Origin of the sequence: Nocardioides jensenii JCM 1364 = NBRC 14755, assembly GCF_001552535.1 — a bacterium.
Classification (GTDB): Bacteria; Actinomycetota; Actinomycetes; order Propionibacteriales; family Nocardioidaceae; genus Nocardioides; species Nocardioides jensenii.
On sequence record NZ_BCRJ01000029.1, the window covers coordinates 1 to 25827 of the forward strand.

Consider the following 25827-nt stretch of genomic DNA (forward strand, 5'->3'; position numbering starts at 1 on the left):
GGAAGGGTGGTCGCGGTCGGCGACCCCGCCGAGCCGACCCTCCAGGCCCTGGTCCGCTGGGACCCGGGCGGCTTCGCACGCCGCGAGATGGCGGAGCGGCGCTCGGCGCACCTGCCGCCGGCCAGCCGGATGGCCACGATCACCGGCTCTGCCGGTGCCCTCGACGACGCCCTGACCCTGTTGCGACGACCCGAGGGCGCCGAGCTCCTCGGCCCGATCGAGGTGACCGGCCCACCGGGGCCGCAGTCAGTCACGAAGGTCGAGTCCAGGGTCGTGCTCCGAGTCCCCCGGGCCCACGGGGCCGACCTGAGCCAGGCTCTCGGCGAGCTGCAGCGGCTCCGCTCGGCCCGCAAGCTCGACGCAGTCCGGGTGCAGGTCGACCCACCCGGACTGTGACCCTCACCTCGACAGGGCCCGACGATCCCGGCCCTCGAAGCGGCCGCGTCTAGACTGGCCCGCGCATTCAACAGCTAGGAGAACCGTGGCCATCCAGCCCATCCGACTCTTCGGTGACCCGATCCTGCGCAGCCGCGCGCTCGAGGTCACCACGTTCGACAAGGAGCTGCGCAATCTCGTCGCAGACCTGACCGACACCATGCTCGAGGCTCCCGGTGCCGGTCTTGCGGCTCCTCAGATCGGTGTGGGCGTCCGTGTCTTCACCTGGTATGTCGACGGTGAGCTCGGCCACCTGGTGAACCCCGTGCTCGACCTCTCCGACGAGACCCAGTTCGGCCCTGAGGGCTGTCTGTCGCTGCCCGAGCTGACCTACGACTGCCGCCGGGCGATGTCCGTGGTGGCCTCCGGATTCACCATGCACGGCGAGCCGGTGACGATCGAGGGCTCCGAGCTGTTGGCCCGCGCGCTCCAGCACGAGACCGACCACCTCGACGGTGTGTTGTTCATCGACAAGCTCGACGCCGAGGCACGCAAGCACGCCATGCGCACGATCCGGGAGTCCGAGTGGTTCGGCCTCGAGAAACCGAAGGTCAAGGTCTCGCCCCACGCCACGAACGGATTCGGTCTCTGATGCGCGTCGTCTTCGCCGGCACTCCCGAGGTCGCCGTACCTGCCCTGGACGCGATCGCGGCCAGCCCCCACGAGCTGGTCGGCGTGGTGACCCGCCCCGATGCTCCGGCCGGGCGCGGCCGCAAGCTGGTCGCCTCGCCGGTCGCCCAGCGCGCCGAGGAGCTCGGCATCCCGGTGCTCAAGCCCGAGCACCCGCGCGACGCGGACTTCCAGACGGCACTCAAGGCCCTGGAGCCCGACTGCTGCCCCGTGGTGGCGTACGGCGCACTCCTGCCCCAGTCGGCCCTCGACATCCCCGAGCACGGCTGGATCAACCTGCACTTCTCGTTGCTGCCCGCCTGGCGCGGTGCGGCGCCGGTGCAGCACTCCATCTGGGCCGGCGACCAGATGACCGGCGCCACCACGTTCCGCATCGTCAAGGCGCTCGACGCCGGCCCCGTCTTCGGGGTGATGACCGAGACCATCCGGCCCACCGACACCGCCGGCGACCTCCTCGGTCGGCTGGCCGACGGTGGCGCGGGTCTGCTGGTGGCCACCCTCGACGGCATCGCCGACGGCCAGCTCGAGGCTCGCGAGCAGCCCGACGAGGGTGTGAGCATCGCGCCGAAGATCCTGGTCGGGGACGCCGCCATCGACTGGACCGAGCCAGCCGTTCGCGTCGACCGCCGAGTCCGCGCCTGCACGCCCGGCCCTGGTGCCTGGTCGACCCACGAGGAGCAGCGGATCAAGATCGGCCCGGTCACCATCGATGCCGCCCACGAGCCGCTGGCCCCCGGCGTGCTCGCGGTCGGCAAGAACTCCGTGCACGTCGGCACCGGCACCGACCCGGTGAAGCTGGGCGAGGTCAAGGCATTCGGGAAGAAGCTGATGAACGCAGCCGACTGGGCCCGCGGCGTCCGGCTCGAACCCGGCACCCGTTTCGGCGACGCGTGACGACGGCTACCGTCGATGCCATGACGCGGATGGCCACTCCCGACGACATCGCCCTGATCTGCAACGCCCTGCCTCAGGTCGAGTTCGGCACGTCGTGGGGTGACCGGCCGACGTTCAAGGTGCCCAGGGGCGAGAAGGGCAAGGGGTTCCTGCTCTACCGCATGCCGCACAAGACCGCCGTCGACCCCGAGACCGGCGAGATGTACGACGACCTGCTGGTGATCCACACCCAGACCCTGGAGGACAAGGAGGCACTCATCGCCGACGAGCGCCTCCCGTTCTTCACCATCGAGCACTTCAACGGTTTCCGGGCGGTGCTGGTGCAGGAGTCGCGCCTCGGCGAGATCGACCTCGACGAGCTGACGGAGATCATCACCGACGCCTGGGCGGCCAAGGCCCCCAAGCGGCTGGCCAAGGAGTTCTTCGCCGAGCGGTCCACGGATGGCTGACCCGCGCCGCGGTGGCGGTGCACGTGGTGGGCGGCGTCCGACCACCAGCTCCGGCGGTCGCCCTCCGGCCCCCACGTCGAAGGTCGACGCACCCAGGGCAGCCGCCTACGACGTGCTGAAGCTGGTCCGCCTCGAGGACGCCTACACCAACCTGGTTCTCCCTCACGTCCTGGCCGAGCAGGGGCTGAGTGGCCGGGATGCCGCGTTCGTGACCGAACTGGTCTCGGGGACGATCCGCCGGCAGGGCACCTACGACGCGATCATCCGCGCCTGTCTCGACCGCCCGAAGGTCGAGGCCAAGGTGCTCGACGCGCTGCGGCTCGGCACCCACCAGCTGCTGTCGATGCGGGTGCCGACCCACGCCGCGATCAGCACCACGGTCGACCTGGTCCGCGCCCGCGTCGGCCAGGGCCCGGCGGGGTTCACGAACGCCGTGCTGCGTCGCGTCATCGAGCACGACCTCGACGAGTGGATCCGCCTGCTCGCACCCGCTGACGCCCTCGGCTTCGCCACGATCGCGCACTCGCACCCGCGCTGGGTGGTCGAGCAGCTCGGCCACGCCCTCGCCGCAGGCAAACGGCGCGATGAGCTCGACGCCCTGCTGGCCGCCGACAACGCCTCGCCCAAGGTGACTCTCGTCGCCCGTCCCGGTCTGGTGACCGTCGACGAGCTCACGGCCGTAGGTGGCGAGGCGACCGGGCGTACGCCGTACGCCGTGGCGCTGCCCGGAGGCGACCCCGGAGCGGTCGAGGCCGTGGCACAGGGCCGCGCCGGGGTCCAGGACGAGGGATCCCAGGCTGTCGCGCTGGCCTGGGCCGCGGCTCCCGTCGAGGGTCGCGACGAACGCTGGCTCGACGCGTGTGCCGGGCCGGGTGGCAAGTCCGCGCTGGTGGCTGCAGTGGCCGCCGGCCGCAGTGCCCGACTGCTGGCCTCCGAGCGACAGGAGCACCGGGCCGGACTGGTGCGACGCGCAACTGCACAGGTCGCAGCGGGCATGGCCGGCATCGTGGTCGCCGACGGCACCCGACCGGCCTGGGCTCCGGGCACGTTCGACCGGGTGCTGGTCGACGTGCCGTGCTCGGGCCTGGGTGCCCTGCGCCGACGCCCGGAGTCCCGCTGGCGGCGTACGCCGGAAGACGTCGCCGCCCTCGTGCCGCTGCAGCGGGCCTTGCTCGAGCAGGCGGTCACCGCCACGCGCGCCGGGGGAGTCGTCGGCTACGTCACATGCTCGCCGGTGATGGCCGAGACCCGTGAGGTGGTGGAGCACCTGCTCGCCACCCGCGACGACGTCGAGCTCCTCGACGCCCCCGCGATCCTCGGATCGGTGCCGGGCGTGCACCTCGACGACGTGGGCGGCCCGATGCCGGGGACCGTGCAGCTGTGGCCGCACCGACACCAGACGGACGCGATGTTCCTGGCCCTGCTGCGCAGGCGTTGATCAGCTCCTCCGGCTGATCAGTTCTGCTGGGAGAAGTCATCGAACGGCACGAGTGCCTTGCCGGCGTCGGCGTACTGCTCGATGCCCTGGAGGCTCCACCCGTCCTGGCCGGCCAGGGTGCGTAGTTGCGCCAGGGTGAGTCCGGGGTGGCCCTCCACGGTGAACACCTGCCGGCCCTTGGCGCCGTCACTGGGCTCGACCGAGTTGCTGGCCTGGATGGTCACCCGGGAGCCGTCGGCCTGCAGCGCGTCGGCGGTGCGGATCACCAGGGTGCTGCCGTCGACCTGCGGGACCTGCTCCTCGAACGTGATCACCGTGCTCCCGCCGTCGGTCACGGTGCGTGTGCATGAGCCGACGTCGTCGGAGTACTTGCCGCTCTGCCGCCGACACGTGAACAGGGTGGGGTTGGGCGCGGTCGGCTGGAACCCGACGAAGACGCGTCCGGCATCGCCGGTGGCGGTGGGCGTGAAGTCGAAGGCGCCGTTCCCCTCAGCCTGGGTCCGGTTCACGTAGGAGAGGATCAGGTGATCGTCCTGGCCGCCGTACGCCGTGGTCGTCCCGGGCACCAGGTCGGACACCGTCGCGACCAGGGCCGCGGTGAGAGTGCGGGTGCGGACCACCGGGCTGACGGTGGGCGACGGCGTGGAGGGTGACGGCGTCGAGGTCTCGCTGGGGGCCGAGGCCACCGCGCCGTTCCCGGATCCACCACCCGGCAGCCCGAGTTCCGTCGCGCCGACAGCAAGGACGCTGACACAGGCCGCGGCAGCGAGGCAGGTGCCGACGGTACGACGACGGCGGATGCGGGTGTCGGCGTGCGTGGCCACGTCGACGAGGGTGTCGAGGGAGGCACCGGCGAGCGAGTCGTGCATGCGGGTGCTCAGGTCGTGGTCGTCGGAGTGCGTCATGGTCTTCCTTCACGAGGTGGTGGCGGAGCCGGGAGTACGTCGCCTGGGTCAGGTCCTCGGCCAGGTGATGGTCGCCGGTCGCAGCATCGCCGCACGGTGGAGACACTGGCCCGTCGCACGGCCGAACTGCTCGAACTCGACGGTCCCGGGGCCCGTCCTATTTTCCTTCACACCCCCTTGACGTGTCGGCCACCCGATCACGTGCCGGTCCGCACCGAAGTATTTCTGCGACGCCTCGGGGCTGCCGGACGCTACGTTGTGGGCATGGCCTCCTCATCGCCCGCAGTCGAGCTCGAGGTCGACGACCGCGTCGTGCGGGTCAGCAACCCCGAGCGCGTCTACTTCCCGGAGCTCGGTGCGACCAAGCTCGACCTGGTGGAGTACTACCTCGCCGTCGGCCCGGGCATCGTCAACGCCCTCTTCGAACGGCCGTGCATGCTGCACCGCTTCCCGAAGGGCCTGGCCGGCGACAAGGTGCACCAGAAGCGGATCCCGCAGGGAGCACCGCCCTGGGTCGAGACCGTGCAGCTGCACTTCCCGCGGTGGAACCGGACCGCCGACGAGCTCTGCGTGACCGAGCTGGCCCACGTGATCTGGGCGGTACAGATGTCGACCGTCGAGTTCCACCCGTGGAACAGTCGCCGCGAGGACACCGAGAAGCCCGACGAGTGGCGCATCGACCTCGACCCCGGTCCGCTGTCGGACTGGTCGCAGGTCCAGCGGGTGGCCGGGGTCGCGCACGAGATCCTCGACGAGCTCGGCGCCACCGGGTTCCCGAAGACCAGCGGTGGGTCCGGCCTGCACGTCTACGTGCGGATCCGTCCCGACCACGGCCACAAGGAGGTACGCCGGGCAGCGTTGGCCTTCGCGCGCGAGGTCGAGCGCCGGATGCCCGACGACGTGACCACCACGTGGTGGCGCAAGGACCGCGACCCGCACCACCTCTTCGTCGACTACAACCAGAACGCCCGCGACCACACGATCGCCGCGGCCTACTCCGTGCGCGGTGTGCCGGAGGCCCGCGTCTCGGCCCCGGTGACGTGGGACGAGATCGGCGAGGTCGAGCCCGACGACTTCACCATCCAGACGATGCCCGCGCGCTTCGCGGAAATCGGCGACCTGCACGCCGACATCGACGACCACGTCTTCGACATCGAGGTGTTGCGGGAGTGGGCCGACCGCGACGAGCGTGAGGGCAAGGAGACCCCCGCCGAGCCCGACGCGTGACTCAGAGGAGCCCGCGCACCTGCCCGACCGTGTCGATCTCGCCGACTGGCTTGTCGTCGCGGTAACGCAACACGCGCGCGAACCGCAGGGCCACACCACCCGGATAGCGCGACGATCTCTGCACTCCGTCGAAGGCGATCTCCACGACCTGCTCCGGCCGCACGAACACGACGTGTCCCTCGCGGTGCGTCTCGAGCCCGAGGAACCGCTCGGTCTGCCAGGCCAGCATCTCGTCGGTCATCCCCTTGAACGTCTTGCCCAGCATGACCAGCTCGCCCGTCTCGGCATCACGCGCACCGAGGTGGATGTTGGACAGCCAGCCGCGTCGCCGCCCGCTGCCCCACTCGACGGCCAGCACGACCAGGTCGAGCGTGTGCCGGGGCTTGACCTTCACCCAGCCCGCGCCACGGCGCCCGGCGGCGTACGGCGCCTGCGGGTCCTTGACCACGACCCCCTCGTGGCCCGCGGCGAGCCGGTCGGCGAAGAACTGCTCGGCCTCGGCGACCTCCGAGGTCAGCAGCCGGGGGACGACATGGGCCGGCGCCACCGCCGACAAGAGGCGCCATCGCTCGCGCGCAGGAGCGTCGACGAGATCGCGGCCGTCGAGGTGCAGCAGGTCGAAGAAGTACGTCGACAGGGGGATCTCGCTGCGCAACCGGGCCGGGTCCGCGCTGCTCATCGTGCGTGACCCGGTGACCTGGAACGGCTGGGGTCGTCCGTCGGCCTCGGCGATCAGCTCGCCGTCGAGCACCGCGGTCTCGGCCGAGAGAGCGGTGACCGCGTCGACCACCTCGGGCAGCCGGTCGGTGACGTCGTCGAGGGTGCGGGTGAACAGGCGCACGACGCCGTGGTCGAGGTGGGCCTGGATGCGGATGCCGTCGAGCTTCGAGTCGAGGGCCACCTCATCGCCGTCGACGAGAGCCGTGGCGACGTCGGGTGCGGAACCGGCCAGCATCGGGCGCAGCGGGCGACCGACCTCGAGCTGCACCTCGTCGAGCGCGGCGCTGCCGCCGGACAGTGCCGCAGCGGCCACCGGCCCTGCGAAGCCGGCCAGCATCACGGCACGGCGGACGGCCGCCTCGTCGACCTCGGCAGCGACCGCGATCGCCTTCAAGATCACGCCGTCGCCCGCGCCCTGGCGCATCTCTCCGGTGATCAGGCCGCGCAACCAGGCCTGCTCGTCGACGGTGGCCCGGCCGAAGAGGTCGGCGACAGCCGTGCCGCGCTGGGCCGTCGAGCCCTGCCCGGACAGCACGCCGATCGCGGTGAGCGCGGCGTCGACCTCGGTGACCAGGAGCGACGGCGAATCGGCCGGCTCGGGGAGCTGAGCCATGCCCCGCCAGCCGACTCCGATGCGGCGCTGGGGGAGCACCCCGGCGAGATAGTCGGTGACCACCTCGACCGGTGCACCCGACTCCGCGGCCTCACGCAGGGTGGCGGAGAGCGCGGCCACCTTCTCGTTGCGGGACCGGGTGGCGGCCACCGCCGCCGACGTGGCGATCACTCGTGCGAGCTGCATGTGACCAGCATGCCCGAGTGCGCCGACAGCCGGGGCGCTCGGCGCCGGCGGGCTCAGGGGCGGTGGTAGGGCCGCTGCCACAGGAGGTGGACAGCGGTGTTGCGGCAGCCGATCGTGCGGTGCGCGACGAACTGCGAGCGGTAGGCGTTCGGCACGTAGACCCGGAAGCCGTCCACCCGGGCCGGTCGACAGGTCGACGTCGAGTAGTTGCCGGCCCTGGCCATCTGCAGCGTGCTGACCAGTCGCTGGCCGGGGCGGAGGACATACGAGCGCACGGCAGCCCGGTTCACGCGGATCGCCGCGTGACCGATCTGGGTGCCGTCACCGTCGCCGACGTACGAGACGCCGCCGTAGCCGCCGGTGTGACAGGCGTGGCGCGAGACGTTGGTGATGCGGATCTTGCCGTAGACGCTGCCGGCCGCGCTGTCGCTGTAGCGGTAGTCGGCGTGCAGGCTGGCGTTGGTGCAGGCCGGGATCGCCGCGCGGCCTGTGGGGGTCGTGATGGGGCTCGACGAAGCCGCGGCCGACGCGCCGACCAGCTGGCCGGGTGCCGCCAGGGCGAGGCAGGAGAGTGCGGCAGCTGTCGCCGCCATGCGGGTGAGAAGCTTCATGACCGTGTCCTTCCGGAGTTCGGAATCTTGTCCAACACACGTAGGACGCGGCCCGGGCGAATCGGGTTGTACCGAATATCCTCAGCGCCGCCGGGTCCGGACGCAGCAGAGTCCGTCATGAGGCTCGAGCCGCGCCTCCACCTCCGTGCAGCCCATGCCCTCGGCCAGCCCCTGCACGTAGTCGCGGTTGAGTCCACAGACCAGAGCGGTGTGCTCCTTGGCCAACGCGTCGAAGGGGCAGTTGGCCAGCAGCACCGTGTCTTCCTCGCGCCGTGCCTCGTAGCCGTGTTCGGTGAGCGCGTCCCTGACCCCGTCCAGCTGGTCGACGTGTGCGCGCGTGATCGCGACCCCGTCGGCGCGACCGTGTGCGGTGGCCGCGTCTCCCAGGGCGTCCTCGAGTGGCGTGCCGGCAGCCGCCTGCTCGACGGCAGCGGCGAGGATGTGTCCGACCACGTCGTAGCGACGGTCGGGCAGGGAGACGGCGAACTCGCGCTCCCCGCGCAGGTAGAGCTTGCTCGGCCGTCCGGCGCCCGGTCCGCTGCGCCCGCCGAGGCGTCGGAACTCCGTGGCCAGCAGCTCCTCGTCGACCAGCTTGTCGAGGTGGAACTTCGCCGTGTGCACGGGTACGCCGACCGCGGTCGCGGCCTGCTCCCGGCTGACCGGCTCCGCCTGGCTGACGACGTACTCGTAGAGCGCGCGGCGAACCGGCTCGGCGAGGGCACCGATTCCTGAAGCCTGGGAGGCGAGGTCCACGACGCACCTTTCTAAAAGAGAACACTATTGACTATACGTGAAGGGGAGGTCTAAAGTCGAAATTACTCTTCTTTAGAAACTTGGAGGTCTCTCATGACTACCCAGCAGTCTTCCGCCGCGATCACCGGCCTGGGCCGGAACGCGCCGGTGGAGCGTGCTTTCTTCCTGCTTCGCACCGTGTTCACCATTGCGCCGATCGCGTTCGGTCTCGACAAGTTCGCCGAGATCCTCACCGACTGGGAGGCGTACCTCGCGCCCTGGATCAACGACATCGTGCCCGGATCGGCACACCAGGCCATGATGCTGGTCGGTGTCATCGAGATCGTTGCCGGGCTGGCCGTGGCCCTCGCCCCGCGCTTCGGCGCGCTGCTGGTGGCGACCTGGTTGGCCGGCATCATCGTGAACCTCCTCACCATGGGGGAGTACTACGACGTGGCCCTGCGCGACTTCGGTCTCCTCGTCGCTGCGCTGGCCCTGGCGTTGCTGGCCCAGGCGCGTCACCAGGCCAGCACCTCGGCCGGCCGATGACCGCGACTCCACTGCGTCCGCGCATCACGCATGCCGCGGGCGACATCGACCCGGGGGTGGCTGAGGAGGCTTGCGCCCGTCTCCTCGCCGCCCTCGGGCTTCCCCTCGAGTCCGAGGCCATGGCAGAGACGCCGCGACGGATGGTCGATGCCTATCTCGAGATGCTCCGTCCCCGTGACTTCGACCTGACCACCTTCGCCAACACCCAGGGGTATGACGAGCTCGTGCTGGTGCAGGACATCCCGGTGCAGTCGTTGTGCGAGCACCACATGCTGCCGTTCTGGGGCGTGGCCCACGTCGGCTACCTGCCCGACGAGCGCATCCTGGGGCTCTCCAAGTTCGCCCGACTCGTTGAGTTCCACGCGCGCAGGGCCCAGACTCAGGAACGACTGACGCAAGAAGTCGCCGACCACCTGCACCGTGCCTTGTCGCCGAAAGGAGTAGGCGTGGTGATCGAAGCCGAGCACACCTGCATGAGCCTGCGCGGCGCCCGGGTCTCCGGCGCACGCACGGTGACCTCGGCACTGTCCGGCCGGTTGCGGGACGACCCCTCCGGACGTGCCGAATTCCTCACCCTGACCCGAAAGGATCGTCGATGAACATCGTGATCGTCGGTGGCGGACTCGCTGCCGCGAAGGCAACCGAGGAGCTCCGTGAGCGGGGGCACGACGGGCCCATCACCGTGCTCGCCGGGGAGGACCACCTGCCCTACGAGCGACCGCCGCTCTCCAAGGGCATCCTGCTCGGCAAGGACGATGCCGACGCCGCCACGGTCCTGCCGCGCAGCTGGTACGACGAACACGGCGTCACCCTGCGTACGTCGTCCGCAGTCGACTCGATCGACCTCGAGGCAGGTGTGGTGCTGGTCGGCGAGGAGAGCATCGAGTTCGATCGGCTGCTGCTGGCCACCGGCTCCCGTCCGCGTCACCTCGCGCTGGCTGACGACAGTGGCGCATCGGTCGCCTACCTGCGCACTCTCGAGGACAGCGCCGCGATCAAGGCGTCCTTCGGGCCGGGGCGACGGCTGGTGATCATCGGCGGGGGATGGATCGGCCTCGAGGTGGCGGCCGCGGCTCGTGAGGCAGGCACCGACGTGACCGTCGTGGAATCGCTTGAGCTGCCGCTGCTCCGCGTTCTCGGACCGGAGGTGGCCGAGCACTTCGCCGAGCTGCACCGCTCGCACGGCGTGGATCTGCGCCTCTCTGCGAGCGTGACCGGCATCGACGCCGACGGCACGGTGCACCTCGCGGACGGCGAGAGTGTCGCCTCCGACCTGATCGTGGTCGGAGTCGGAGTCGAGCCGGTCGACGACCTGGCCCGGGCGGCCGACCTCGCCGTCGACAACGGCGTCCTGGTCGACGAAGGCCTGCGCACCTCCGACCCACGCGTGTTCGCAGCCGGCGACGTGGCCAACCACCTGCACCCCGTGCTCGGGCGACGGATCCGCGTCGAGCACTGGGACACCGCCATCGGACAGGGCCAGCACGCGGCCCGGGCCATGCTGGGTGAGGACGGTGACTACGAACGGCTGCCCTACTTCTTCACCGACCAGTACGACCTGGGCATGGAGTACGTCGGCAGCGTGGGTCCCGACGGCTACACCGACGTCCAGGTCGAAGGCGATCCCGCGACGGGGACGTTCCGCGCCTACTGGGTGCGTGACGGACTGGTGGTGGCCGGCATGCACGTGAACGACTGGGACGCCACAGATGCGATCAAGGCCAGGGTCGGCACGACGGTCTGACCCGCGCGTTCACGTCACGCCAGCCCCGTGACGCGGACCCAGCCCCACAGCACCACCGTCGCCGTCAGCACGGCCACGGGGGTGACCGCCAGCGCGTGCAGATGGAACAGGCGACCGTCGGCTACCTGTCCGCCACGGCGCAACGTGCGACGCCACAACAGATTGGCCAGCGACCCCGTGTAGGTCAGCCCGGAGCCGACGTTCAGGCCGATCAGGGCTGCCAGCACGGCGACGGGCCCGAGCGCCGCGACGAGCGGGACCAGCAGCAAGGTGGCGGGCAGGTTGTTGACCAGGTTGGCCAGGGCGGTGGCGAGGGCGGCGATCAGCAGCATCGCGGCCAGCCCGTCGCTGGACGGGATGAGCCCGGCCACCGCCTCGCCCAGGAACGAATCGGTGACCGCCAGAACCACCACGCCCAGGCACAGCACGAACACCGCGAACGGCAGATGCGCGGCATGGACCACGGCCAGCCCGCGAGTGGCTCGTCGTGACAGTGCGTGCGCGACCAGCACGAGCGCGGCCGCCCCCGCGACCCAGAACGGGTCGAGGTCGACGGCCGAGCCCGCGGCGAAGCCGGCCAGCATCGCAACGACGGTGACCAGTGGAACCAGCGGCATGCGGAGCAGCTCCGCCCGGTTCGGCGGCTCGCCGAACGACGAACGCCGCCGCGCCTCCGGGAAGACCAGCAGCACGCCGGCGTACTCGACCAGGATCACGACGATCCACACCGGCGCCATCAGCAGCACCCAGTCGGTGAACGAGACGTCCAGATGGGGGAGCGCGAGCAGGTTCGTCAGGTTCGACACCGGCAACAGCAGTGAGGCCGAGTTGGCCAGCCGGACGCACGCGTGCATTCCCGCGCGTTGCGCACCGGTGCCGGCGGCCGCAGCAGCGATGACCGGGGTCAGCAGCACCACGGTGGCGTCCAGGCTGAGCACGGCCGTGACCACCGACGCCACCACGAACGTCAGGGCCACGAGCCTGCGCGGCCTGGCCCGGCCGGCTCGGCGTACCCGCTGGCCCACGGCCACGAAGAGACCTTCGACGGCGCACAGCTCGGCGACCACGAGGATCGCCGCGAGGAAGAGTACGACCGGCAAGAGGCTCCGGACCTGGTCGCCGACGCCGGTGAACGAGACGGCACCGACGGCGAGGACGGCACCGGTGCAGGAGACTCCCGCGAGCAGCTCGTAGCGGCCGCGGGGGTGCAGGAACGCCACTGCCAGCAGGGCCACGAGACACGCGACCCCCACGAGGTCCACGACGATCACCGGCACTGACGAAGGGTAGACGCCGGTGATCGCCGGCGGCACCGCCCACTAGTCTCGCGTCCATGTCGCCCCTACTCGACGACCTGGACCACGAGGTCCCCCTCACGCAACCCGCGCGACGCGTGGTCTCGCTGGTCCCCTCACTGACCGAGGCGCTGGCCACGTCCGCGCCCGACGTGCTCGTCGGCGCCACCGACTGGTGCACTCACCCGGCGGGCCTCGACGTGGCACGCGTGCGCGGCACCAAGAACCCGAACCTCACCGCGATCGCGGAGCTCGAGCCCGACCTGGTGATCGCCAACCAGGAGGAGAATCGCGAGCTCGACGTACGCCGGCTCCGGGAGCGTGGCATCGCGGTCTGGGTCACGGTCACCGAGTCGGTGCCACAGGCGCTGACCAGCATGGAGCGTCTGTTCACCGACGCCCAGTCCCTCGACCTGCCCGCCTGGCTGGTCGAGGCCCGGCACCTGTGGGGGAGTGAGACGCCCGAGCCGGTCGGCACCGCCGCGGTGGCGATCTGGCGGGACCCGTGGATGGTGGTCGGCTCGCGGACCTTCACCGGCGACGTGCTGCGGCGCATCGGTCTCATCAACGTGTACGACGACCACGCCGAGCGCTACCCGGCGGTGAGCGTGGCCGACATCGAAGCACGCAAGCCCGGGGTCGTGCTGCTGCCTGACGAGCCCTATGTCTTCACCGCGGACGACGGACCTGAGGCGTTCGCGCGATCCAGGACCCAGCTGGTCAGCGGCCGGCTGCTCACCTGGTACGGCCCGTCCCTGGTGCAGGCCCACGCCGAGCTCGCTCGACTCGTGTGAGCCGCACCACGGTGACTTTGCACAGTTGCTAGGACGTCCTACTATTTAACTAGGACGTCCAACCTTCTCTGTTCTGGAGCCGAAACGTGAGCACTTCGACCGACCTGCACAAGCCCGAACTCCACAGGCCCGTGAACCCGGTTCGGTTCGTGACCGCCTCGAGCCTCTTCGACGGTCACGACGCCTCGATCAACATCATGCGCCGCATCCTGCAGAGCCAGGGCGCCGAGGTGATCCACCTGGGCCACAACCGTTCGGTGCTCGAGGTGGTCGAGGCCGCCATCGAGGAGGACGTGCAGGGCGTCGCCGTCTCGTCCTACCAGGGCGGGCACGTGGAGTACTTCGAATATCTCGTCGAGTCGCTGCGTGAGCGCGGCGCCGGCCACATCAAGGTGTACGGCGGTGGCGGCGGCGTCATCGTCCCCGAAGAGATCGCCCGCCTGAAGAAGTCTGGCGTGGTCATCTTCTCGCCCGAGGACGGCCAGCGCCTGGGCCTGGTCGGCATGATCAACACGATGATCCAGGCCTGCGACGTCGACCTCTGGAAGTCCGGAGGCGTCAAGGCTGACGCCGTCATCTCCGGCGACCGTTTCGCGGTGGCCCGTGCCCTGACCGGCGCCGAGCTCGGCGAGCTGCCGGCCGACGTCCTGTCCAACCTCAAGGAGGCCGCCGCCTCCCGGGTCGTGCCGGTCCTCGGCATCACCGGCACCGGCGGCTCGGGCAAGTCCAGCCTCACCGATGAGCTGGTTCGCCGGTTCCGCGTCGACCAGGAGGACAAGCTCCGGGTCGCCGTGATCGCGGTCGACCCGACCCGCCGCCGCGGTGGCGGCGCCCTTCTGGGGGACCGCATCCGCATGAACGCCCTCGACGGTGAACGCACCATGTTCCGCTCGCTCGCCACCCGCGGGAGCCACGAGATCCCCGACGGCCTGGCCGACGTGATCACCGTCGTCAAGGCGGCCGGCTTCGACCTGGTCATCGTCGAGACGCCCGGCATCGGACAGGGCGATGCCGGCATCCTGCCGTTCGTCGACGAGTCGATGTATGTCATGACGCCCGAGTTCGGTGCCGCCTCCCAGCTCGAGAAGATCGACATGCTCGACTTCGCCGACACCGTGGCGATCAACAAGTTCGAGCGCCGCGGCGCCATGGACGCGCTGCGCGACGTCGGGCGTCAGCTGGTCCGCAACAAGGAGGCGTTCGGCAAGAAGCCCGAGGAGATGCCGGTCTTCGGCACCTCCGCCGCCACGTTCAACGATGACGGCGTCACCGCGCTCTACCAGCACCTGCTGGCCGCGCTCGGTGAGCACGGTCTCCCCGTCGCCGAGGGCGTGCTGCCCCGGGTCGACGTACGCCACTCCTCGGGCATCGCCCAGGTGGTGCCGACCCAGCGGGTGCGCTACCTGGCCGAGATCACCGAGACCGTCCGCGGCTACCACGCCGACACCGAGGACCTCGTCGTCGCAGCGCGCAAGCTGCAGCAGGTCGAGGCCGTCCAGGCTGCCCTGGCGGAGGCGAAGGCCGAGGCGGGCGGCGTGCCCGAGCTGCTCGAGGGCGCCCGCAAGCAGGTTCCCCACGACGTCCTCGACCAGATCGAGAACTGGCCGAAGGTCGTCGAGTCCTACTCCGGTGACGAACAGGTCATCAAGATCCGGGACAAGGAGCTGCACACCAAGCTCACCAAGGAGTCCTTGTCCGGCAACAAGATCCGCCGCGTCTCACTCCCGAAGTACGACGACCACGGCGAGCTGGTGCGCTACTGGCGCAAGGAGAACCTGCCCGGGTTCTTCCCCTTCACCGCTGGCGTCTTCCCGTTCAAGCGTGACGGTGAGGACCCGGCCCGCATGTTCGCCGGCGAGGGCGACCCGGCCCGCACCAACCGCCGGTTCAAGATCCTCAGCCACGAGGGCGAGGCCACCCGCCTCTCCACCGCGTTCGACTCGGTGACCCTCTACGGCCGGGACCCCGACCTGCGCCCCGACGTCTACGGCAAGGTGGGCACCTCCGGTGTCTCGGTCGCCACGCTCGACGACATGAAGGTCCTGTACGACGGCTTCGACCTGGTCGCGCCGTCCACCAGCGTCAGCATGACGATCAACGGGCCGGCGCCGACGGTGCTCGCGTTCTTCCTCAACACGGTCATCGACCAGCAGGTCGACAAGTTCCGCGACGAGCACGAGAGGGAGCCGAACCAGGAGGAGAGTGCCACCCTCGCGGCGTACGCCCTGGCCAACGTGCGTGGCACCGTGCAGGCCGACATCCTCAAGGAGGACCAGGGGCAGAACACCTGCCTGTTCTCCACCGAGTTCAGCCTGCGGATGATGGCCGACATCCAGGAGTGGTTCATCCAGAACCAGGTCCGCAACTTCTACTCCGTCTCGATCTCCGGCTACCACATCGCCGAGGCCGGGGCGAACCCGATCAGCCAGCTCGCGTTCACCCTGGCCAACGGCTTCACCTACGTCGAGGCCTACCTCGCGCGCGGCATGGACATCGACGACTTCGCGCCGAACCTGTCGTTCTTCTTCTCCAACGGCATGGACCCGGAGTACTCCGTGATCGGCCGCGTCGCCCGCCGGATCTGGGCGGTGGCGATGAAGGAGAAGTACGGCGCCAACGAGCGCTCGCAGAAGCTGAAGTACCACGTGCAGACCAGCGGTCGCTCCCTGCACGCGCAGGAGATGGACTTCAACGACATCCGTACGACGCTCCAGGCGCTGATCGCGATCAACGACAACGCCAACTCGCTGCACACCAATGCCTTCGACGAAGCGGTCACCACCCCGTCCGAGGAGTCCGTGCGTCGGGCGCTGGCCATCCAGATGATCATCAACAAGGAGTGGGGCCTCTCGATGAACGAGAACCAGCTCCAGGGCTCCTTCATCATCGACGAGCTCACCGATCTCGTCGAGGCGGCCGTGCTCGAGGAGTTCGACCGGATCAACGAGCGCGGGGGAGTGCTCGGCGCGATGGAGACCGGCTACCAGCGTGGCCGGATCCAGGACGAGTCGATGCTCTACGAGCACCGCAAGCACGACGGTTCGCTGCCGATCATCGGCGTGAACACGTTCCGTCGCCCCGTGAGCGCCGGCGAGGAGGAGCACACCGTCGAGCTGGCCCGCGCCACCGAGGCCGAGAAGAAGTCGCAGCTCGACCGGGTGCAGGCCTTCCAGAAGACACACTCCAGTGAGGCCGACCGGGCGATCGCCCGGCTCAAGGAGGCCGCGATCGGCGGCGAGAACGTCTTCGCAGTCCTGATGGACGCGGCCCGGGTGTGCTCGCTGCAGCAGGTGACCGAGGCCTTCTTCGAGGTGGGTGGCCAGTACCGGCGCAACGTGTGAGGTCGAGGTGGGTGCCGGAGGCGAGCACCGCCGGTCCGAGCACAGCTCCAGAACGTGTGAGGTGGAGGCGGGCGTCCGCAGGGCACAATGTCGTTCATGACTGACAACGTGACCCCGGGCGCGGGCCAGCCCGATCTTCGCAAGATCGCCCTCGTGCTGGTCGGCATCCTGGTGGTGCTGATCGGTACGGCGGTGGTCGTCATGGCCGTCACCGGTGGGGACGCCGACTCCGTGCAAGAGGTCGCCGACGCGGCCGCCGAGGCCGGTGAGGATCTCGATGTCGATGCGGGCATCGACCTGCTGTGCGAGCCGCCGACCGACGAGCAGCGCGATCGGCTGGACGGCGTGCTCGTTGCCGGCAAGGACGAGGCCGGCACCGATGACCCCGAGGTGCACTTCGAGGTCTCCGACGTCAAGGGCGACGAGACGGGCTCGTTCACGTTGACGATCTGGAGCGACGACGGCGCCTTGAAGGACGGCTACGGGGTCGCCGACATCGAGGTCGATCGCGACGGTGACCGCTCCTGCATCGCGGACGTGGACCTCGACACGGTCGAGGGGCAGCAGCCGTAGACGTTCGACGCCAGTTCCGCACCTCGGCTGCGCTGACCATCGCCGGTTCGGCACTGGTCAGCGCGATCGTGTTGCGTGTCGGCGGTGAACCGGCCGGTGTGCTCTCGACGCTCCGGCGTCTGGACGCCGACGGCTACGCCTGGTGGTACGCCGCGGTGCTGCTCACGCCCGTCCTCTTGTTGGCGGCCGCGGTCGTCGTACGACACTCGGCCTGGCCGTGGACCGCGGCGGTGGTGCTGCACCTGGTCAGCCTGGTGGCGGCAACCGCCCGCGCCGAACAGTGGCTGACGGTCCTGGCCTGGCCGGGACTGGCGGCAGTGGTGGTGGCCGGCCTGTGGTCGGTTGCGACAGCATTGCTGGTGCCGCGCTCCTCGACCGCCACCGGCTGACGGTTGGCGATCGTGTGGTCGGCTTCGGTACGCTGATCCGCGTCCGCCCCCCACTTGGAAAGCAGCTGACGCACCTCCTCATGGACGGTTCTCAAAGTCCCCAGCTCATTGATCCCGATCGATTCGGGGGAGAGCCACGATGACCGCCTGGTTGCTCCTCGGTCTCGCCCTCGTCCTCGTGGCAGCCTGCGGGGTGTTCGTGGCGGCCGAGTTTGCCTTGGTCACCGTCGACCGCAACGCGGTCGACAAGGCGGCGGCGGCCGGTGACGCCGGTGCGATCGGCGTGCAGAAGGCGTTGCGCTCGCTCTCCACGCAGCTCTCGGGTGCCCAGGTCGGCATCACGGTGACGAACCTGGCGATCGGCTTCCTGTCCGAGCCGGCGATCGCGGAGCTCATCCGGGACCCACTCGGGGCCCTCGGCCTGCCCGACGGTGCCGTCCACCCGACCGCGATCGGCATCGCCCTCGCGGTGAGCACCGCAATGACGATGATCTTCGGTGAGCTGGTTCCGAAGAACCTCGCGATCGCCAGCCCGCTGGCCACGGCACGCGCGACTGCACCGCTGCAGCGCGGCTTCACGACCGCGATGAAGCTGCCGATCCGGCTGCTGAACGGGTCGGCGAACACGCTCGTCCGCCGGTTGGGCATCGAACCCCAGGAGGAGCTGCGCTCGGCGCGCAGCACCAACGAGCTGGCGTCGTTGATCGCCCGCTCCGCTGACCAAGGGACCCTCGACCCGGACACCGCCGAGCTGATGGAGCGCTCGGTGGAGTTCGGCACCCGCACGGCTTCCGAGATCATGACCCCGCGCGTTCGCACGACCAGCGTGGAGGCGACTGACCGGGCCGCCGCGGTGATCGAGCTGGCCCGCTCGACGGGGCACTCCCGATTCCCGGTGCTCGACGACGCGGATGCCGTGGTCGGCACCGTGCACGTCAAGCACGCAGTCGCCCTCCCGCTCCACGAGCGGGCCACGACCCGCATCAAGCACATCATGGTCAAGCCGATCGTGGTGCCCGACTCCCTCAAGCTCGACCCCCTGCTGGCCCTGTTGCGGCGCGACGGGTTCCAGATGGCAGTCGTGCTCGACGAGTACGGCGGCCAGGCCGGCATCGTCACCCTCGAGGACGTCGTCGAGGAGATCGTCGGCGACATCTCCGACGAGCACGATCGCCTGGGTGCCCGGGTGCGTCAGCGCCGGGACGGCACCTGGTCGCTGAGCGGCCTGCTGCGTCCTGACGAGGTCGAGGACGTCACCGGCATCGACCTGCCCGCGAACGAGGACTACGACACCATCGCCGGGCTCGTGCTCCGCGAGCTGGGTCGCATCCCGGTCGCTGGCGACGTGGCCGAGGTGATGCTCCCGGTCGAGCTCGACGACGAGGACGAGGAGCTGCCGCGCAAGACCGCGGTGCTGAAGGTGGAGCACATGGACGGGCTCCGGGTGGACCGCATCCGCCTCTCCGTGCGCACGGAGGAGGTCCACCATGGGTGACTACACCGCCGTCCTGCTCGCCCTCGTCCTGCTGCTTCTCAACGCGTTCTTCGTGGGCGCCGAGTTCGCCCTCGTCTCCGCCCGGCGCACCCAGATCGAGCCCCGCGCGCAGGCCGGGTCCACGATGGCCCGCACGACGCTGCGCGCGATGGAGAACGTCTCCCTCGTGATGGCCGCGGCCCAACTCGGCATCACGATGTGCTCCCTCGGCCTCGGTGCCGTCGGTGAGCCGGCCGTGGCCCACCTGCTGGAGCCGGGCTTCCACGCCCTGCACGTGCCCGACGACCTGCTGCACCCGATCTCGTTCGTGGTGGCCATGGGCATCGTGGTCTACCTCCATGTCGTGCTCGGGGAGATGGTTCCCAAGAACATCGCCCTGGCCGGCCCCGACCGCGCCGCCATCCTCCTCGGCCCGCCGATGATGGGCATCGTGGCTGTGCTGCGGCCCGTCATCGTGGCACTCAATGCGATTGCCAATGTCACCCTGCGGATGCTCCGGGTCGAGCCCAAGGACGAGGTGTCCTCCACATTCACCCGCGAAGAGGTCGCGGCACTGGTCGAGGAGTCCCGCGGCGAAGGGCTGCTGGCCGATGAGGAGTACGACCGGCTCGCCGGGGCCCTGGGCTTCACCGAGCGGACCATGGAGTCGGTGCTGATGCCGATGGACAGCCTCAGCACGCTGCCCCGGGGTTGTACGGCGGCCGACGTGGAAGACCTCTGCGCGGCCACCGGCTTCTCGCGGTTCCCGATCGTCGATGACACCGGGCACCCGATCGGCTACCTCCACATCAAGGACGTCCTGGAGACCGACCCCGCCCGGCGTTCCCGCGTGATCGACGACAAGTGGATCCACGCCTTCGCCAGTGTGCAGCCCGGCGACGTACTGCACGATGCGCTGGAGACGCTCCAGCGCAAGGGTGCCCACATGGCCCGCGTCGTCGACGGCGAGGGCGTCACCGTCGGGCTGGCGACGATGGAGGACGTGCTCGAGGAACTCGTCGGAGAGATCCGCGACGCGGCGCACCTCGAGGAGACCACCGGCAGTTAGGGTGTCTGCGGCAGAACAACCGGCGAGAGATGGTCACACCGACGTGCAGGACGAGCAGCGCACCAAGCGTGTCTGGACGGTGCCCAACATCCTGAGCCTGGCGCGGCTCCTCGGAGTCCCGCTGTTCCTCTGGTTGGTCCTGGGGCCCGAGGCCGACGGCTGGGCTCTCGCCGTGCTGATGGTGTCGGGTCTGACCGACTGGCTCGACGGGTTCCTGGCCCGCAAGCTCGACCAGCGCTCCGCCCTGGGCGAGATCCTGGACCCGGTGGCCGACCGCCTCTACATCCTGGCCGTGGTCATCGGTCTGGCCATGCGCGACATCATCCCCTGGTGGCTGGCCCTGCTGCTGCCCCTGCGGGACCTGTTCCTGTGGGGGCTGGTCCCGTTCCTGCGCACCCGCGGCTACAGCGCCCTGCCCGTGCACTTCCTGGGCAAGGCCGCGACGTTCAACCTGCTCTACGCCTTTCCGCTCCTACTGCTCGGTGATGGCGAGAGCACCCTGGCCACGTTGGCCGACGTGTTCGGCTGGGCGTTCGCGATCTGGGGGATCGGGCTCTACTGGTGGGCCGGGGTCCTCTATGCCTGGCAGGTGCGCAAGCTGCTGAAGGAGACCGACCGGAGAGCCCCGGTGCCCGATGTCTGACCAGTCCCGCCCCGCCCGGCCCCGGCAGGCGCTGCCGGAGCACGTGACCCTGCCTCTGCTCAGCCTGATCACCAAGCAGAGCCTCGACGGCGACTACCAGCACGTCGCCGACAGGCGCAAGCGAGCGGGGGAGCCCAAGGCGGGGCGACGGGTCACCCGCAACGCGGCCGTGGTGGTGGCCCTGTTCGGACTGATGATCGTCATTGCCGCGGTGCAGACCTCCCGCGAGGCGGCCACCACCGAGGAAGGGCGCCAGGAGCTGATTCGGCAGATCAGCCTCGAACGCGCCGACCTCAAGGATGCGCAGAGCGCGATCAGTGACCTGCGCGAGGACAACAACGACCTGAGCGACCGTGTGCAGACCCTGACCGGCCAGGGGTCGACGCTCGACGAGCGGCTGCTGCAGGCACGCGGAGCCAGCGGGTACGCCGCGGTGCGTGGCCCCGGCGTGCGGATCGTGGTCGACAACTCGCCCGACGGCAGCGATGACGGTCGGGTCCGCGACGAGGATCTCTCCCTGCTCGTCGACGCGCTCTGGGTTGCCGGTGCCGAGGCCATCTCCGTGAACGGCCACCGCCTCACCACGATCAGCAGCATTCGGAGTGTGGGCAAGGCGATCCACATCAAGGCGCAACCCCTCAAGCCGCCGTACGAAGTCCTGGCCATCGGCGATCCCAACACCTTGCAGTCGCTGTTCGCGGAGTCCCGACCCGGGCTCGAGTGGCTGGCTCTGCGCAACAACTTCGGTTTCGTCTTCGAGATCAAGAACACCTCGTCCGACGTCACCCTGCCGGCGAGCCGGCCGGCGCTGCTGCGCTCGGCCCGGGTCGCGGCGACCCCACCCGTCAACAACAAGGAGGCCACCCCGTGATCGCAGCTCTCGGACTGCTCGTCGGGATCGTGGCAGGACTCATCCTGCAGCCCGACGTGCCGTTGTGGCTCGAGCCCTATCTGCCGATCGCGGTGGTCGCCGCCCTGGACGCCGTCTTCGGTGGCCTGCGCGCCTACCTCGACGGGATCTTCGACGACAAGGTGTTCGTCGTCTCCTTCTTCAGCAACATCGTCATTGCCGCGGCGATCGTCTTCCTGGGCGACAAGTTCGGGGTCGGTGGGCAGCTGTCGACCGGCGTGATCGTGGTGCTCGGCATCCGTATCTTCTCCAACGTGGCAGCGATCAGGCGGCACGTCTTCCATGCCTGACCAGAACCCACCCGACAAGGTCCCCGCAGCCGGTCGCGACCGGATCCGCAAGGCGTTCCTGGGCCGGCCCTCGCGTGGCCAGGCACTGGTCGCCGTGCTCCTGGCCGCCGTCGGCTTCGCGGCCATGACCCAGGTCCAGAACAACGAGCGCGACGACGACTACACGGGGCTGCGTCAGGCCGACCTGATCCGGGTCTTCGACGGACTCTCCGCCAGCCAGCAGCGCGCCGAGAACGAGATCGACCGGCTCTCCGACCTGCGCGACGACCTGCAGGACGAGTCATCGAGCCGTGAGGCCGCCCTCGACCAGGCCCGCAAGGACACCGACGTCTACGGCATCCTGGCCGGGACGCTGCCCGCGACCGGTCCCGGAGTGCGCATCACCATCACCGACGACGACGGTCGGGTCGCGGCCAACACGCTGCTCGACGCCATGCAGGAACTGCGGGCGGCAGGCGCCGAGGTGATGGAGTTCAACGATCGCGTCCGGGTGATCGCGCAGACCTCCATCGAGGAGACCGCGGTCGGCATCGAGATCGACGGCCAGCTGTTGGAAGCGCCGTACGTCATCGATGTGATCGGCGAGCCGCGCACTCTTGCCGGCTCGCTGGACTTCCCCGACGGCCCGACCGAGCAGGTCGAGGAGGAGGGCGGCACGGTCACCTTCGAGGAGCTGGACACCGTCGACGTCGAGAGCATCGTGGACTCCTCGGAGGGGGACTTCGCACAGCCGCGCGACGAGCAGTAGCCTGCCGACCCAACGGCACCCGCCATCCACCACCATCGCGACAACAGGGAGACACCGTGTACCCCGAGGACCTCAAGTACAGCACCGAGCACGAGTGGGTGCGCCAGCCCGGCGAGACCGCGGGCTCGGTGCGCATCGGCATCACCCACTTCGCCCAGGACGCCCTCGGCGACATCGTCTACGCCTCCCTGCCCGAGCTGGGCGAGTCGATCGTGGCGGGCAGCACCGTCGGCGAGCTCGAGTCGACCAAGTCGGTCAGCGACATCTACTCGCCGATCAGCGGCGAGGTGGTGGCACGCAACGAGGCACTGGACGCGACTCCCGAGCTGGTCAACTCCGACCCGTACGGCGACGGCTGGCTCTTCGAGGTCACCCTGGGTGACCCGGCCGAGCTCGAGGCACTGATGAATGCCGAGGCATACCAGTCCACCTTGGTCGACTGATAGGTTTGGCAACAGTCAACCTCGACTGCGTGTTGAGGGTTCTTGGAGCAACCGGGAGGGTCGTACATGCCGTTCTGCACTAGCTGTGGCAAGCAGAACCCAGAGGACGCACGGTTCTGTGCCCAGTGCGGCCACCGGTTGGTCACCGAACAGTCGCAGGAGCCTGCCGGGGAGAGCGCGGTGGAGTCGACCGCGACGATCACCTTCGGTGCGCCCGAGAAGGCCGAGGCCGACGAGCGTTCCCTCAATCCGGCCGAGTCGGCAGCGGTCGACGCGCTGCCCGTGGGGCACGCCCTCCTGGTGGTCCAGCGGGGCCCGAGTGCCGGTTCGCGATTCCTGCTCGACACCGACCTGGTCAGCGCCGGGCGCCACCCCGAGAGCGAGATCTTCCTCGACGACGTGACGGTCTCGCGGCGACATGCCGAGTTCCGTCGGGCCGAAGGTGGCTACACGGTCTCCGACGTCGGCAGCCTCAACGGCACCTACGTCAACCGCGACCGCATCGACGAGGTCACCTTGCAGGACGGTGACGAGGTGCAGATCGGCAAGTACCGCCTGGTCTTCTTCGCCGGCCACGAGCCCGTGAACGGCTGAGCGGTGGCTACGCCCGCAGCTTCATCGCGTCGGCGGATGAACATCGGGGAGGTGCTCTCCCAACTGAGCCCCGACTTCCCCGGCATCTCCCACTCGAAGATCCGCTTCCTCGAGGACAAGGGCCTGATCGATCCCGAGCGCACGTCGGCCGGCTACCGCAAGTTCTCCCATGCCGACGTCGAGCGCCTGCGCTACGTGTTGCGGATGCAGCGTGACCACTACCTTCCCCTGAAGGTCATCGGGGAGCACCTCGACGCGATGGACCGCGGCCTCGAGCCGCCGGCCATCGAAGAGGTCGGCCCGCGGGTTCCGCAGGTCGCCCTGGCCGGCGACGGGCACCCGTCCGTCGACTCGTTCCGGGCCACCTCGGACCTGCGCATCTCGCGACGCGAGCTGCTCAAGGTCGCCGAGGTCGACGAGGAGCTCCTCACCCAGCTCGAGACCTACGGACTGGTCAAGGCCAGCCGCACGGGTCACTTCGACGCCGACGACCTCGTGGTCGCCAAGACCGCCTCCGAGCTGGCCGGCTTCGGGTTCGAGCCGCGCCACCTGCGTGCCTTCAAGACCGCCGCGGACCGCGAGGTTGGCCTGGTCGAACAGGTCGTCTCACCCTTGCGTCGCGGGCGCGATGCCGCCGCCGAGGCTCGCGCCGAAGAGGCCGTCGCCGAGATCGCGGCGCTCTCGGTCAAGCTGCACGCCACGTTGGTCAAGGCCGGTCTCCAGGCCTGATCGGCTGCTGAGCCCGCCCGGAAGCTGCACGCTGTGCGGCCCTCGTCGTCGGGCGAGTAGGGTTGCCGCATGCGTGAAGTGGATGTCATCGGAGTCAGGGTCGAGATGCCGTCGAACCAGCCGATCGTCCTGCTCCGGGAAGTGACGGGGGAGCGCTACCTCCCGATCTGGATCGGCGCAGTCGAGGCGACCGCGATCGCCTTCGCCCAGCAGGGGGTCGTCCCTCCGCGGCCGTTGACCCACGATCTGCTCAAGACCATTCTCGAGGAGACCGGCAACCCGCTCTCCGAGGTGCGGATCACCGAGATGCAGGGCGGCGTGTTCTATGCCGTGCTGGCGTTCGAGTCCGGTCTCGAGGTCAGCGCCCGCCCCTCCGACTCGATCGCGCTGGCCCTGCGCACCGGCACGCGGATCGTGTGCTCGGAGGAAGTGCTCGAAGAGGCCGGGCTCGCCGTTCCCGAGGAGCAGGAGGACGAGGTGGAGCGTTTCCGCGAGTTCCTCGACCACGTGACGCCGGAGGACTTCGAGAACGAGGGCTGAAACCCTCACCCTCAATCTGAGGTTTAAGGTTGCGACACGCGGCCGCGCAGATTGACCACCCTCAGGTGGAGGCTTACCTTGGAGTGTCTTCGTTGTAACTCCACCGTTGTGGTTGTCCCGACTGCTCGTCAGCCTGGCCGATCCGGCGGACCTTCCCCCCAGGAGTTACGCTGAATGAAGTATCTGACCGGAGGGTCGACGTGGGAGTAAACGAAACCGGATCGGCGGACAAGCATTCCGCCGAACACGAGGTGGCAGCCGGCATGGCCGACGAGCAGGGACTGCTCTTCACCGATGACGTCTCGCCGCTGCCCAGTGACCAGGGCTACCGCGGGCCGACGGCGTGCAACGCTGCCGGCATCACCTACCGCCAGCTCGACTACTGGGCGCGCACCGGTCTCGTGGAGCCCACGGTGCGCGGCGCGACCGGTTCCGGCACCCAGCGCCTCTACAGCTTCCGCGACATCTTGATCCTCAAGGTGATCAAGCGACTGCTCGACGCGGGCATCTCGCTGCAGCAGATCCGCACCGCGGTCCAGCACCTGCGCGAGCGCGGCACCGACGACCTGACCCGCGTGACCCTGATGAGCGACGGCGCCACGGTCTACGAGTGCACCAGCAATGACGAGGTCATCGACCTTCTCCAGGGCGGCCAGGGTGTCTTCGGCATCGCCATCGGCGGGGTGTGGCGCGAGATCGAAGGATCGCTGGCCGAGCTGCCGAGCGAGCGCGCCGCCGCCGACCCGGCAGCGGAGTCCAGCGCCGCCGACGAACTCGCCGCCCGACGCGCGGCCCGCAAGATCGGCTGATCCAGCCCGATCCCACACCCTCCGGTCCGGCCCGCCACACTCGATGTGGCGGG

Annotated in this window: 28 protein-coding genes and 1 pseudogene; 24 read left to right on the top strand and 5 right to left on the bottom strand. The window is 69.6% G+C overall.

Annotated elements, in window-relative coordinates; translation table 11 throughout:
* The 5 genes and pseudogenes from NJ4_RS25945 to NJ4_RS08290 all read left to right on the top strand — a co-directional run.
* A pseudogene (locus tag NJ4_RS25945) lies at window positions 1-396 on the top strand (primosome assembly protein PriA); the annotation flags it as partial.
* A gap of 85 nt (window positions 397-481) precedes the next feature.
* Window positions 482-1027, top strand: a complete 546-nt coding sequence (def, locus tag NJ4_RS08275; protein WP_067432909.1) for a peptide deformylase — start codon at window positions 482-484, stop codon at window positions 1025-1027.
* Window positions 1027-1959, top strand: a complete 933-nt coding sequence (gene fmt, locus NJ4_RS08280) for a methionyl-tRNA formyltransferase (RefSeq protein ID WP_067432912.1) — start codon at window positions 1027-1029, stop codon at window positions 1957-1959. Before def ends, fmt begins: the two co-directional genes overlap by 1 nt.
* Before the next feature lie 20 nt (window positions 1960-1979).
* The gene (locus NJ4_RS08285; protein ID WP_217996801.1) at window positions 1980-2408 is read left to right on the top strand and encodes an MmcQ/YjbR family DNA-binding protein; all 429 of its coding nucleotides are present in this window, start codon (window positions 1980-1982) and stop codon (window positions 2406-2408) included.
* Complete coding sequence (locus tag NJ4_RS08290) at window positions 2401-3846, top strand: RsmB/NOP family class I SAM-dependent RNA methyltransferase (RefSeq protein ID WP_067432918.1); 1446 nt, start codon at window positions 2401-2403, stop codon at window positions 3844-3846. The genes NJ4_RS08285 and NJ4_RS08290 overlap by 8 nt, the downstream gene beginning before the upstream one ends.
* Window positions 3847-3863: 17 nt before the next feature.
* On the opposite strand, the gene NJ4_RS08295 is transcribed toward NJ4_RS08290, so the two are convergent.
* Window positions 3864-4751, bottom strand: a complete 888-nt coding sequence (locus NJ4_RS08295) for a hypothetical protein (RefSeq protein WP_067432921.1) — start codon at window positions 4749-4751, stop codon at window positions 3864-3866.
* Window positions 4752-5015: 264 nt separating this feature from the next.
* Between NJ4_RS08295 and ligD the strand changes: the two genes are divergently transcribed.
* Window positions 5016-5978 carry a non-homologous end-joining DNA ligase gene (gene ligD, locus NJ4_RS08300; RefSeq protein ID WP_067432924.1) on the top strand — a complete coding sequence of 321 codons (963 nt, stop codon included), beginning with the start codon at window positions 5016-5018 and terminating at the stop codon, window positions 5976-5978.
* 1 nt (window position 5979) lies between these two features.
* Here ligD and NJ4_RS08305 read toward each other — a convergent pair whose 3' ends face one another.
* The 3 genes from NJ4_RS08305 to NJ4_RS08315 all read right to left on the bottom strand — a co-directional run bounded on the left by NJ4_RS08305 (window position 5980) and on the right by NJ4_RS08315 (window position 8861).
* Window positions 5980-7497 (bottom strand): ATP-dependent DNA ligase, encoded by a 1518-nt coding sequence (locus tag NJ4_RS08305; RefSeq protein WP_067432927.1) that lies wholly within the window; start codon window positions 7495-7497, stop codon window positions 5980-5982.
* A 53-nt stretch (window positions 7498-7550) separates the two neighbouring features.
* Complete coding sequence (locus tag NJ4_RS08310; RefSeq protein WP_067432930.1) at window positions 7551-8108, bottom strand: DUF4232 domain-containing protein; 558 nt, start codon at window positions 8106-8108, stop codon at window positions 7551-7553.
* Between the two features lie 81 nt (window positions 8109-8189).
* Complete coding sequence (locus NJ4_RS08315) at window positions 8190-8861, bottom strand: helix-turn-helix transcriptional regulator (RefSeq protein ID WP_067432932.1); 672 nt, start codon at window positions 8859-8861, stop codon at window positions 8190-8192.
* Window positions 8862-8954: 93 nt separating this feature from the next.
* Here NJ4_RS08315 and NJ4_RS08320 point away from each other — a divergent pair, with 93 nt between their 5' ends.
* The 3 genes from NJ4_RS08320 to NJ4_RS08330 are packed head-to-tail and all read left to right on the top strand — an operon-like array spanning window position 8955 to window position 11133.
* Window positions 8955-9389: a hypothetical protein gene (locus NJ4_RS08320; RefSeq protein ID WP_067432934.1), complete on the top strand. Its 435-nt coding sequence runs from the start codon at window positions 8955-8957 to the stop codon at window positions 9387-9389.
* Window positions 9386-9988: a GTP cyclohydrolase I gene (gene folE, locus NJ4_RS08325; protein WP_067432936.1), complete on the top strand. Its 603-nt coding sequence runs from the start codon at window positions 9386-9388 to the stop codon at window positions 9986-9988. The genes NJ4_RS08320 and folE overlap by 4 nt, the downstream gene beginning before the upstream one ends.
* Window positions 9985-11133: an NAD(P)/FAD-dependent oxidoreductase gene (locus NJ4_RS08330; protein WP_067432938.1), complete on the top strand. Its 1149-nt coding sequence runs from the start codon at window positions 9985-9987 to the stop codon at window positions 11131-11133. Before folE ends, NJ4_RS08330 begins: the two co-directional genes overlap by 4 nt.
* Before the next feature lie 14 nt (window positions 11134-11147).
* On the opposite strand, the gene NJ4_RS08335 is transcribed toward NJ4_RS08330, so the two are convergent.
* Window positions 11148-12410: an SLC13 family permease gene (locus NJ4_RS08335; protein WP_217996802.1), complete on the bottom strand. Its 1263-nt coding sequence runs from the start codon at window positions 12408-12410 to the stop codon at window positions 11148-11150.
* A gap of 56 nt (window positions 12411-12466) precedes the next feature.
* Between NJ4_RS08335 and NJ4_RS08340 the strand changes: the two genes are divergently transcribed.
* The 15 genes from NJ4_RS08340 (at window position 12467) to NJ4_RS08410 (ending at window position 25774) form a co-directional block, all read left to right on the top strand.
* Window positions 12467-13222 carry a helical backbone metal receptor gene (locus tag NJ4_RS08340; protein WP_067432940.1) on the top strand — a complete coding sequence of 252 codons (756 nt, stop codon included), beginning with the start codon at window positions 12467-12469 and terminating at the stop codon, window positions 13220-13222.
* 86 nt (window positions 13223-13308) lie between these two features.
* Complete coding sequence (gene icmF / locus NJ4_RS08345; protein ID WP_245644508.1) at window positions 13309-16563, top strand: fused isobutyryl-CoA mutase/GTPase IcmF; 3255 nt, start codon at window positions 13309-13311, stop codon at window positions 16561-16563.
* Between the two features lie 96 nt (window positions 16564-16659).
* On the top strand, window positions 16660-17136 hold the full coding sequence (locus NJ4_RS08350; protein WP_157550942.1) for a hypothetical protein: 477 nt from the start codon (window positions 16660-16662) through the stop codon (window positions 17134-17136).
* 68 nt (window positions 17137-17204) lie between these two features.
* A complete protein-coding gene (locus NJ4_RS08355; protein WP_157550945.1) occupies window positions 17205-17525 on the top strand; it encodes a hypothetical protein in 321 nt (106 codons plus the stop codon).
* Window positions 17526-17664: 139 nt separating this feature from the next.
* Window positions 17665-19020: a hemolysin family protein gene (locus NJ4_RS08360; protein WP_067432951.1), complete on the top strand. Its 1356-nt coding sequence runs from the start codon at window positions 17665-17667 to the stop codon at window positions 19018-19020.
* Entirely contained in the window at window positions 19013-20068 is a 1056-nt protein-coding gene (locus tag NJ4_RS08365) for a hemolysin family protein (protein WP_067432956.1), read from the top strand. The genes NJ4_RS08360 and NJ4_RS08365 overlap by 8 nt, the downstream gene beginning before the upstream one ends.
* Before the next feature lie 43 nt (window positions 20069-20111).
* Window positions 20112-20711 (top strand): CDP-alcohol phosphatidyltransferase family protein, encoded by a 600-nt coding sequence (locus NJ4_RS08370; RefSeq protein WP_067432959.1) that lies wholly within the window; start codon window positions 20112-20114, stop codon window positions 20709-20711.
* Window positions 20704-21582, top strand: a complete 879-nt coding sequence (locus NJ4_RS08375) for a DUF881 domain-containing protein (RefSeq protein ID WP_067432962.1) — start codon at window positions 20704-20706, stop codon at window positions 21580-21582. Before NJ4_RS08370 ends, NJ4_RS08375 begins: the two co-directional genes overlap by 8 nt.
* Window positions 21579-21911 (top strand): small basic family protein, encoded by a 333-nt coding sequence (locus NJ4_RS08380; protein ID WP_067432965.1) that lies wholly within the window; start codon window positions 21579-21581, stop codon window positions 21909-21911. Before NJ4_RS08375 ends, NJ4_RS08380 begins: the two co-directional genes overlap by 4 nt.
* Window positions 21904-22659, top strand: coding sequence for a DUF881 domain-containing protein (locus NJ4_RS08385; protein ID WP_067432968.1), 756 nt, complete (start codon window positions 21904-21906; stop codon window positions 22657-22659). The genes NJ4_RS08380 and NJ4_RS08385 overlap by 8 nt, the downstream gene beginning before the upstream one ends.
* Window positions 22660-22715: 56 nt before the next feature.
* On the top strand, window positions 22716-23102 hold the full coding sequence (gcvH, locus tag NJ4_RS08390) for a glycine cleavage system protein GcvH (RefSeq protein WP_067432971.1): 387 nt from the start codon (window positions 22716-22718) through the stop codon (window positions 23100-23102).
* A gap of 66 nt (window positions 23103-23168) precedes the next feature.
* Complete coding sequence (locus tag NJ4_RS08395; protein ID WP_067432974.1) at window positions 23169-23696, top strand: FHA domain-containing protein; 528 nt, start codon at window positions 23169-23171, stop codon at window positions 23694-23696.
* A gap of 36 nt (window positions 23697-23732) precedes the next feature.
* Window positions 23733-24425, top strand: a complete 693-nt coding sequence (gene ftsR / locus NJ4_RS08400; protein ID WP_067432977.1) for a transcriptional regulator FtsR — start codon at window positions 23733-23735, stop codon at window positions 24423-24425.
* Between the two features lie 69 nt (window positions 24426-24494).
* Window positions 24495-24965 carry a bifunctional nuclease family protein gene (locus tag NJ4_RS08405; RefSeq protein WP_067432980.1) on the top strand — a complete coding sequence of 157 codons (471 nt, stop codon included), beginning with the start codon at window positions 24495-24497 and terminating at the stop codon, window positions 24963-24965.
* Window positions 24966-25228: 263 nt separating this feature from the next.
* A complete protein-coding gene (locus NJ4_RS08410; protein ID WP_067432983.1) occupies window positions 25229-25774 on the top strand; it encodes a MerR family transcriptional regulator in 546 nt (181 codons plus the stop codon).
* Window positions 25775-25827 lie beyond the last annotated feature (53 nt).

What these genes read in the sequence shown, in the direction of transcription:
- fmt (WP_067432912.1), top strand. Translation starts at nt 1,027, where the DNA reads ATGCGCGTCGTCTTCGCCGGCACTCCCGAGGTCGCCGTACCTGCCCTG.
- NJ4_RS08285 (WP_217996801.1), top strand. Translation starts at nt 1,980, where the DNA reads ATGACGCGGATGGCCACTCCCGACGACATCGCCCTGATCTGCAACGCC.
- NJ4_RS08290 (WP_067432918.1), top strand. Translation starts at nt 2,401, where the DNA reads ATGGCTGACCCGCGCCGCGGTGGCGGTGCACGTGGTGGGCGGCGTCCG.
- NJ4_RS08295 (WP_067432921.1), bottom strand. Translation starts at nt 4,751, where the DNA reads ATGACGCACTCCGACGACCACGACCTGAGCACCCGCATGCACGACTCG.
- ligD (WP_067432924.1), top strand. Translation starts at nt 5,016, where the DNA reads ATGGCCTCCTCATCGCCCGCAGTCGAGCTCGAGGTCGACGACCGCGTC.
- NJ4_RS08305 (WP_067432927.1), bottom strand. Translation starts at nt 7,497, where the DNA reads ATGCAGCTCGCACGAGTGATCGCCACGTCGGCGGCGGTGGCCGCCACC.
- NJ4_RS08310 (WP_067432930.1), bottom strand. Translation starts at nt 8,108, where the DNA reads ATGAAGCTTCTCACCCGCATGGCGGCGACAGCTGCCGCACTCTCCTGC.
- NJ4_RS08320 (WP_067432934.1), top strand. Translation starts at nt 8,955, where the DNA reads ATGACTACCCAGCAGTCTTCCGCCGCGATCACCGGCCTGGGCCGGAAC.
- folE (WP_067432936.1), top strand. Translation starts at nt 9,386, where the DNA reads ATGACCGCGACTCCACTGCGTCCGCGCATCACGCATGCCGCGGGCGAC.
- NJ4_RS08330 (WP_067432938.1), top strand. Translation starts at nt 9,985, where the DNA reads ATGAACATCGTGATCGTCGGTGGCGGACTCGCTGCCGCGAAGGCAACC.
- NJ4_RS08340 (WP_067432940.1), top strand. Translation starts at nt 12,467, where the DNA reads ATGTCGCCCCTACTCGACGACCTGGACCACGAGGTCCCCCTCACGCAA.
- NJ4_RS08350 (WP_157550942.1), top strand. Translation starts at nt 16,660, where the DNA reads ATGACTGACAACGTGACCCCGGGCGCGGGCCAGCCCGATCTTCGCAAG.
- NJ4_RS08360 (WP_067432951.1), top strand. Translation starts at nt 17,665, where the DNA reads ATGACCGCCTGGTTGCTCCTCGGTCTCGCCCTCGTCCTCGTGGCAGCC.
- NJ4_RS08365 (WP_067432956.1), top strand. Translation starts at nt 19,013, where the DNA reads ATGGGTGACTACACCGCCGTCCTGCTCGCCCTCGTCCTGCTGCTTCTC.
- NJ4_RS08375 (WP_067432962.1), top strand. Translation starts at nt 20,704, where the DNA reads ATGTCTGACCAGTCCCGCCCCGCCCGGCCCCGGCAGGCGCTGCCGGAG.
- NJ4_RS08385 (WP_067432968.1), top strand. Translation starts at nt 21,904, where the DNA reads ATGCCTGACCAGAACCCACCCGACAAGGTCCCCGCAGCCGGTCGCGAC.
- NJ4_RS08395 (WP_067432974.1), top strand. Translation starts at nt 23,169, where the DNA reads ATGCCGTTCTGCACTAGCTGTGGCAAGCAGAACCCAGAGGACGCACGG.
- ftsR (WP_067432977.1), top strand. Translation starts at nt 23,733, where the DNA reads ATGAACATCGGGGAGGTGCTCTCCCAACTGAGCCCCGACTTCCCCGGC.
- NJ4_RS08405 (WP_067432980.1), top strand. Translation starts at nt 24,495, where the DNA reads ATGCGTGAAGTGGATGTCATCGGAGTCAGGGTCGAGATGCCGTCGAAC.
- NJ4_RS08410 (WP_067432983.1), top strand. Translation starts at nt 25,229, where the DNA reads ATGGCCGACGAGCAGGGACTGCTCTTCACCGATGACGTCTCGCCGCTG.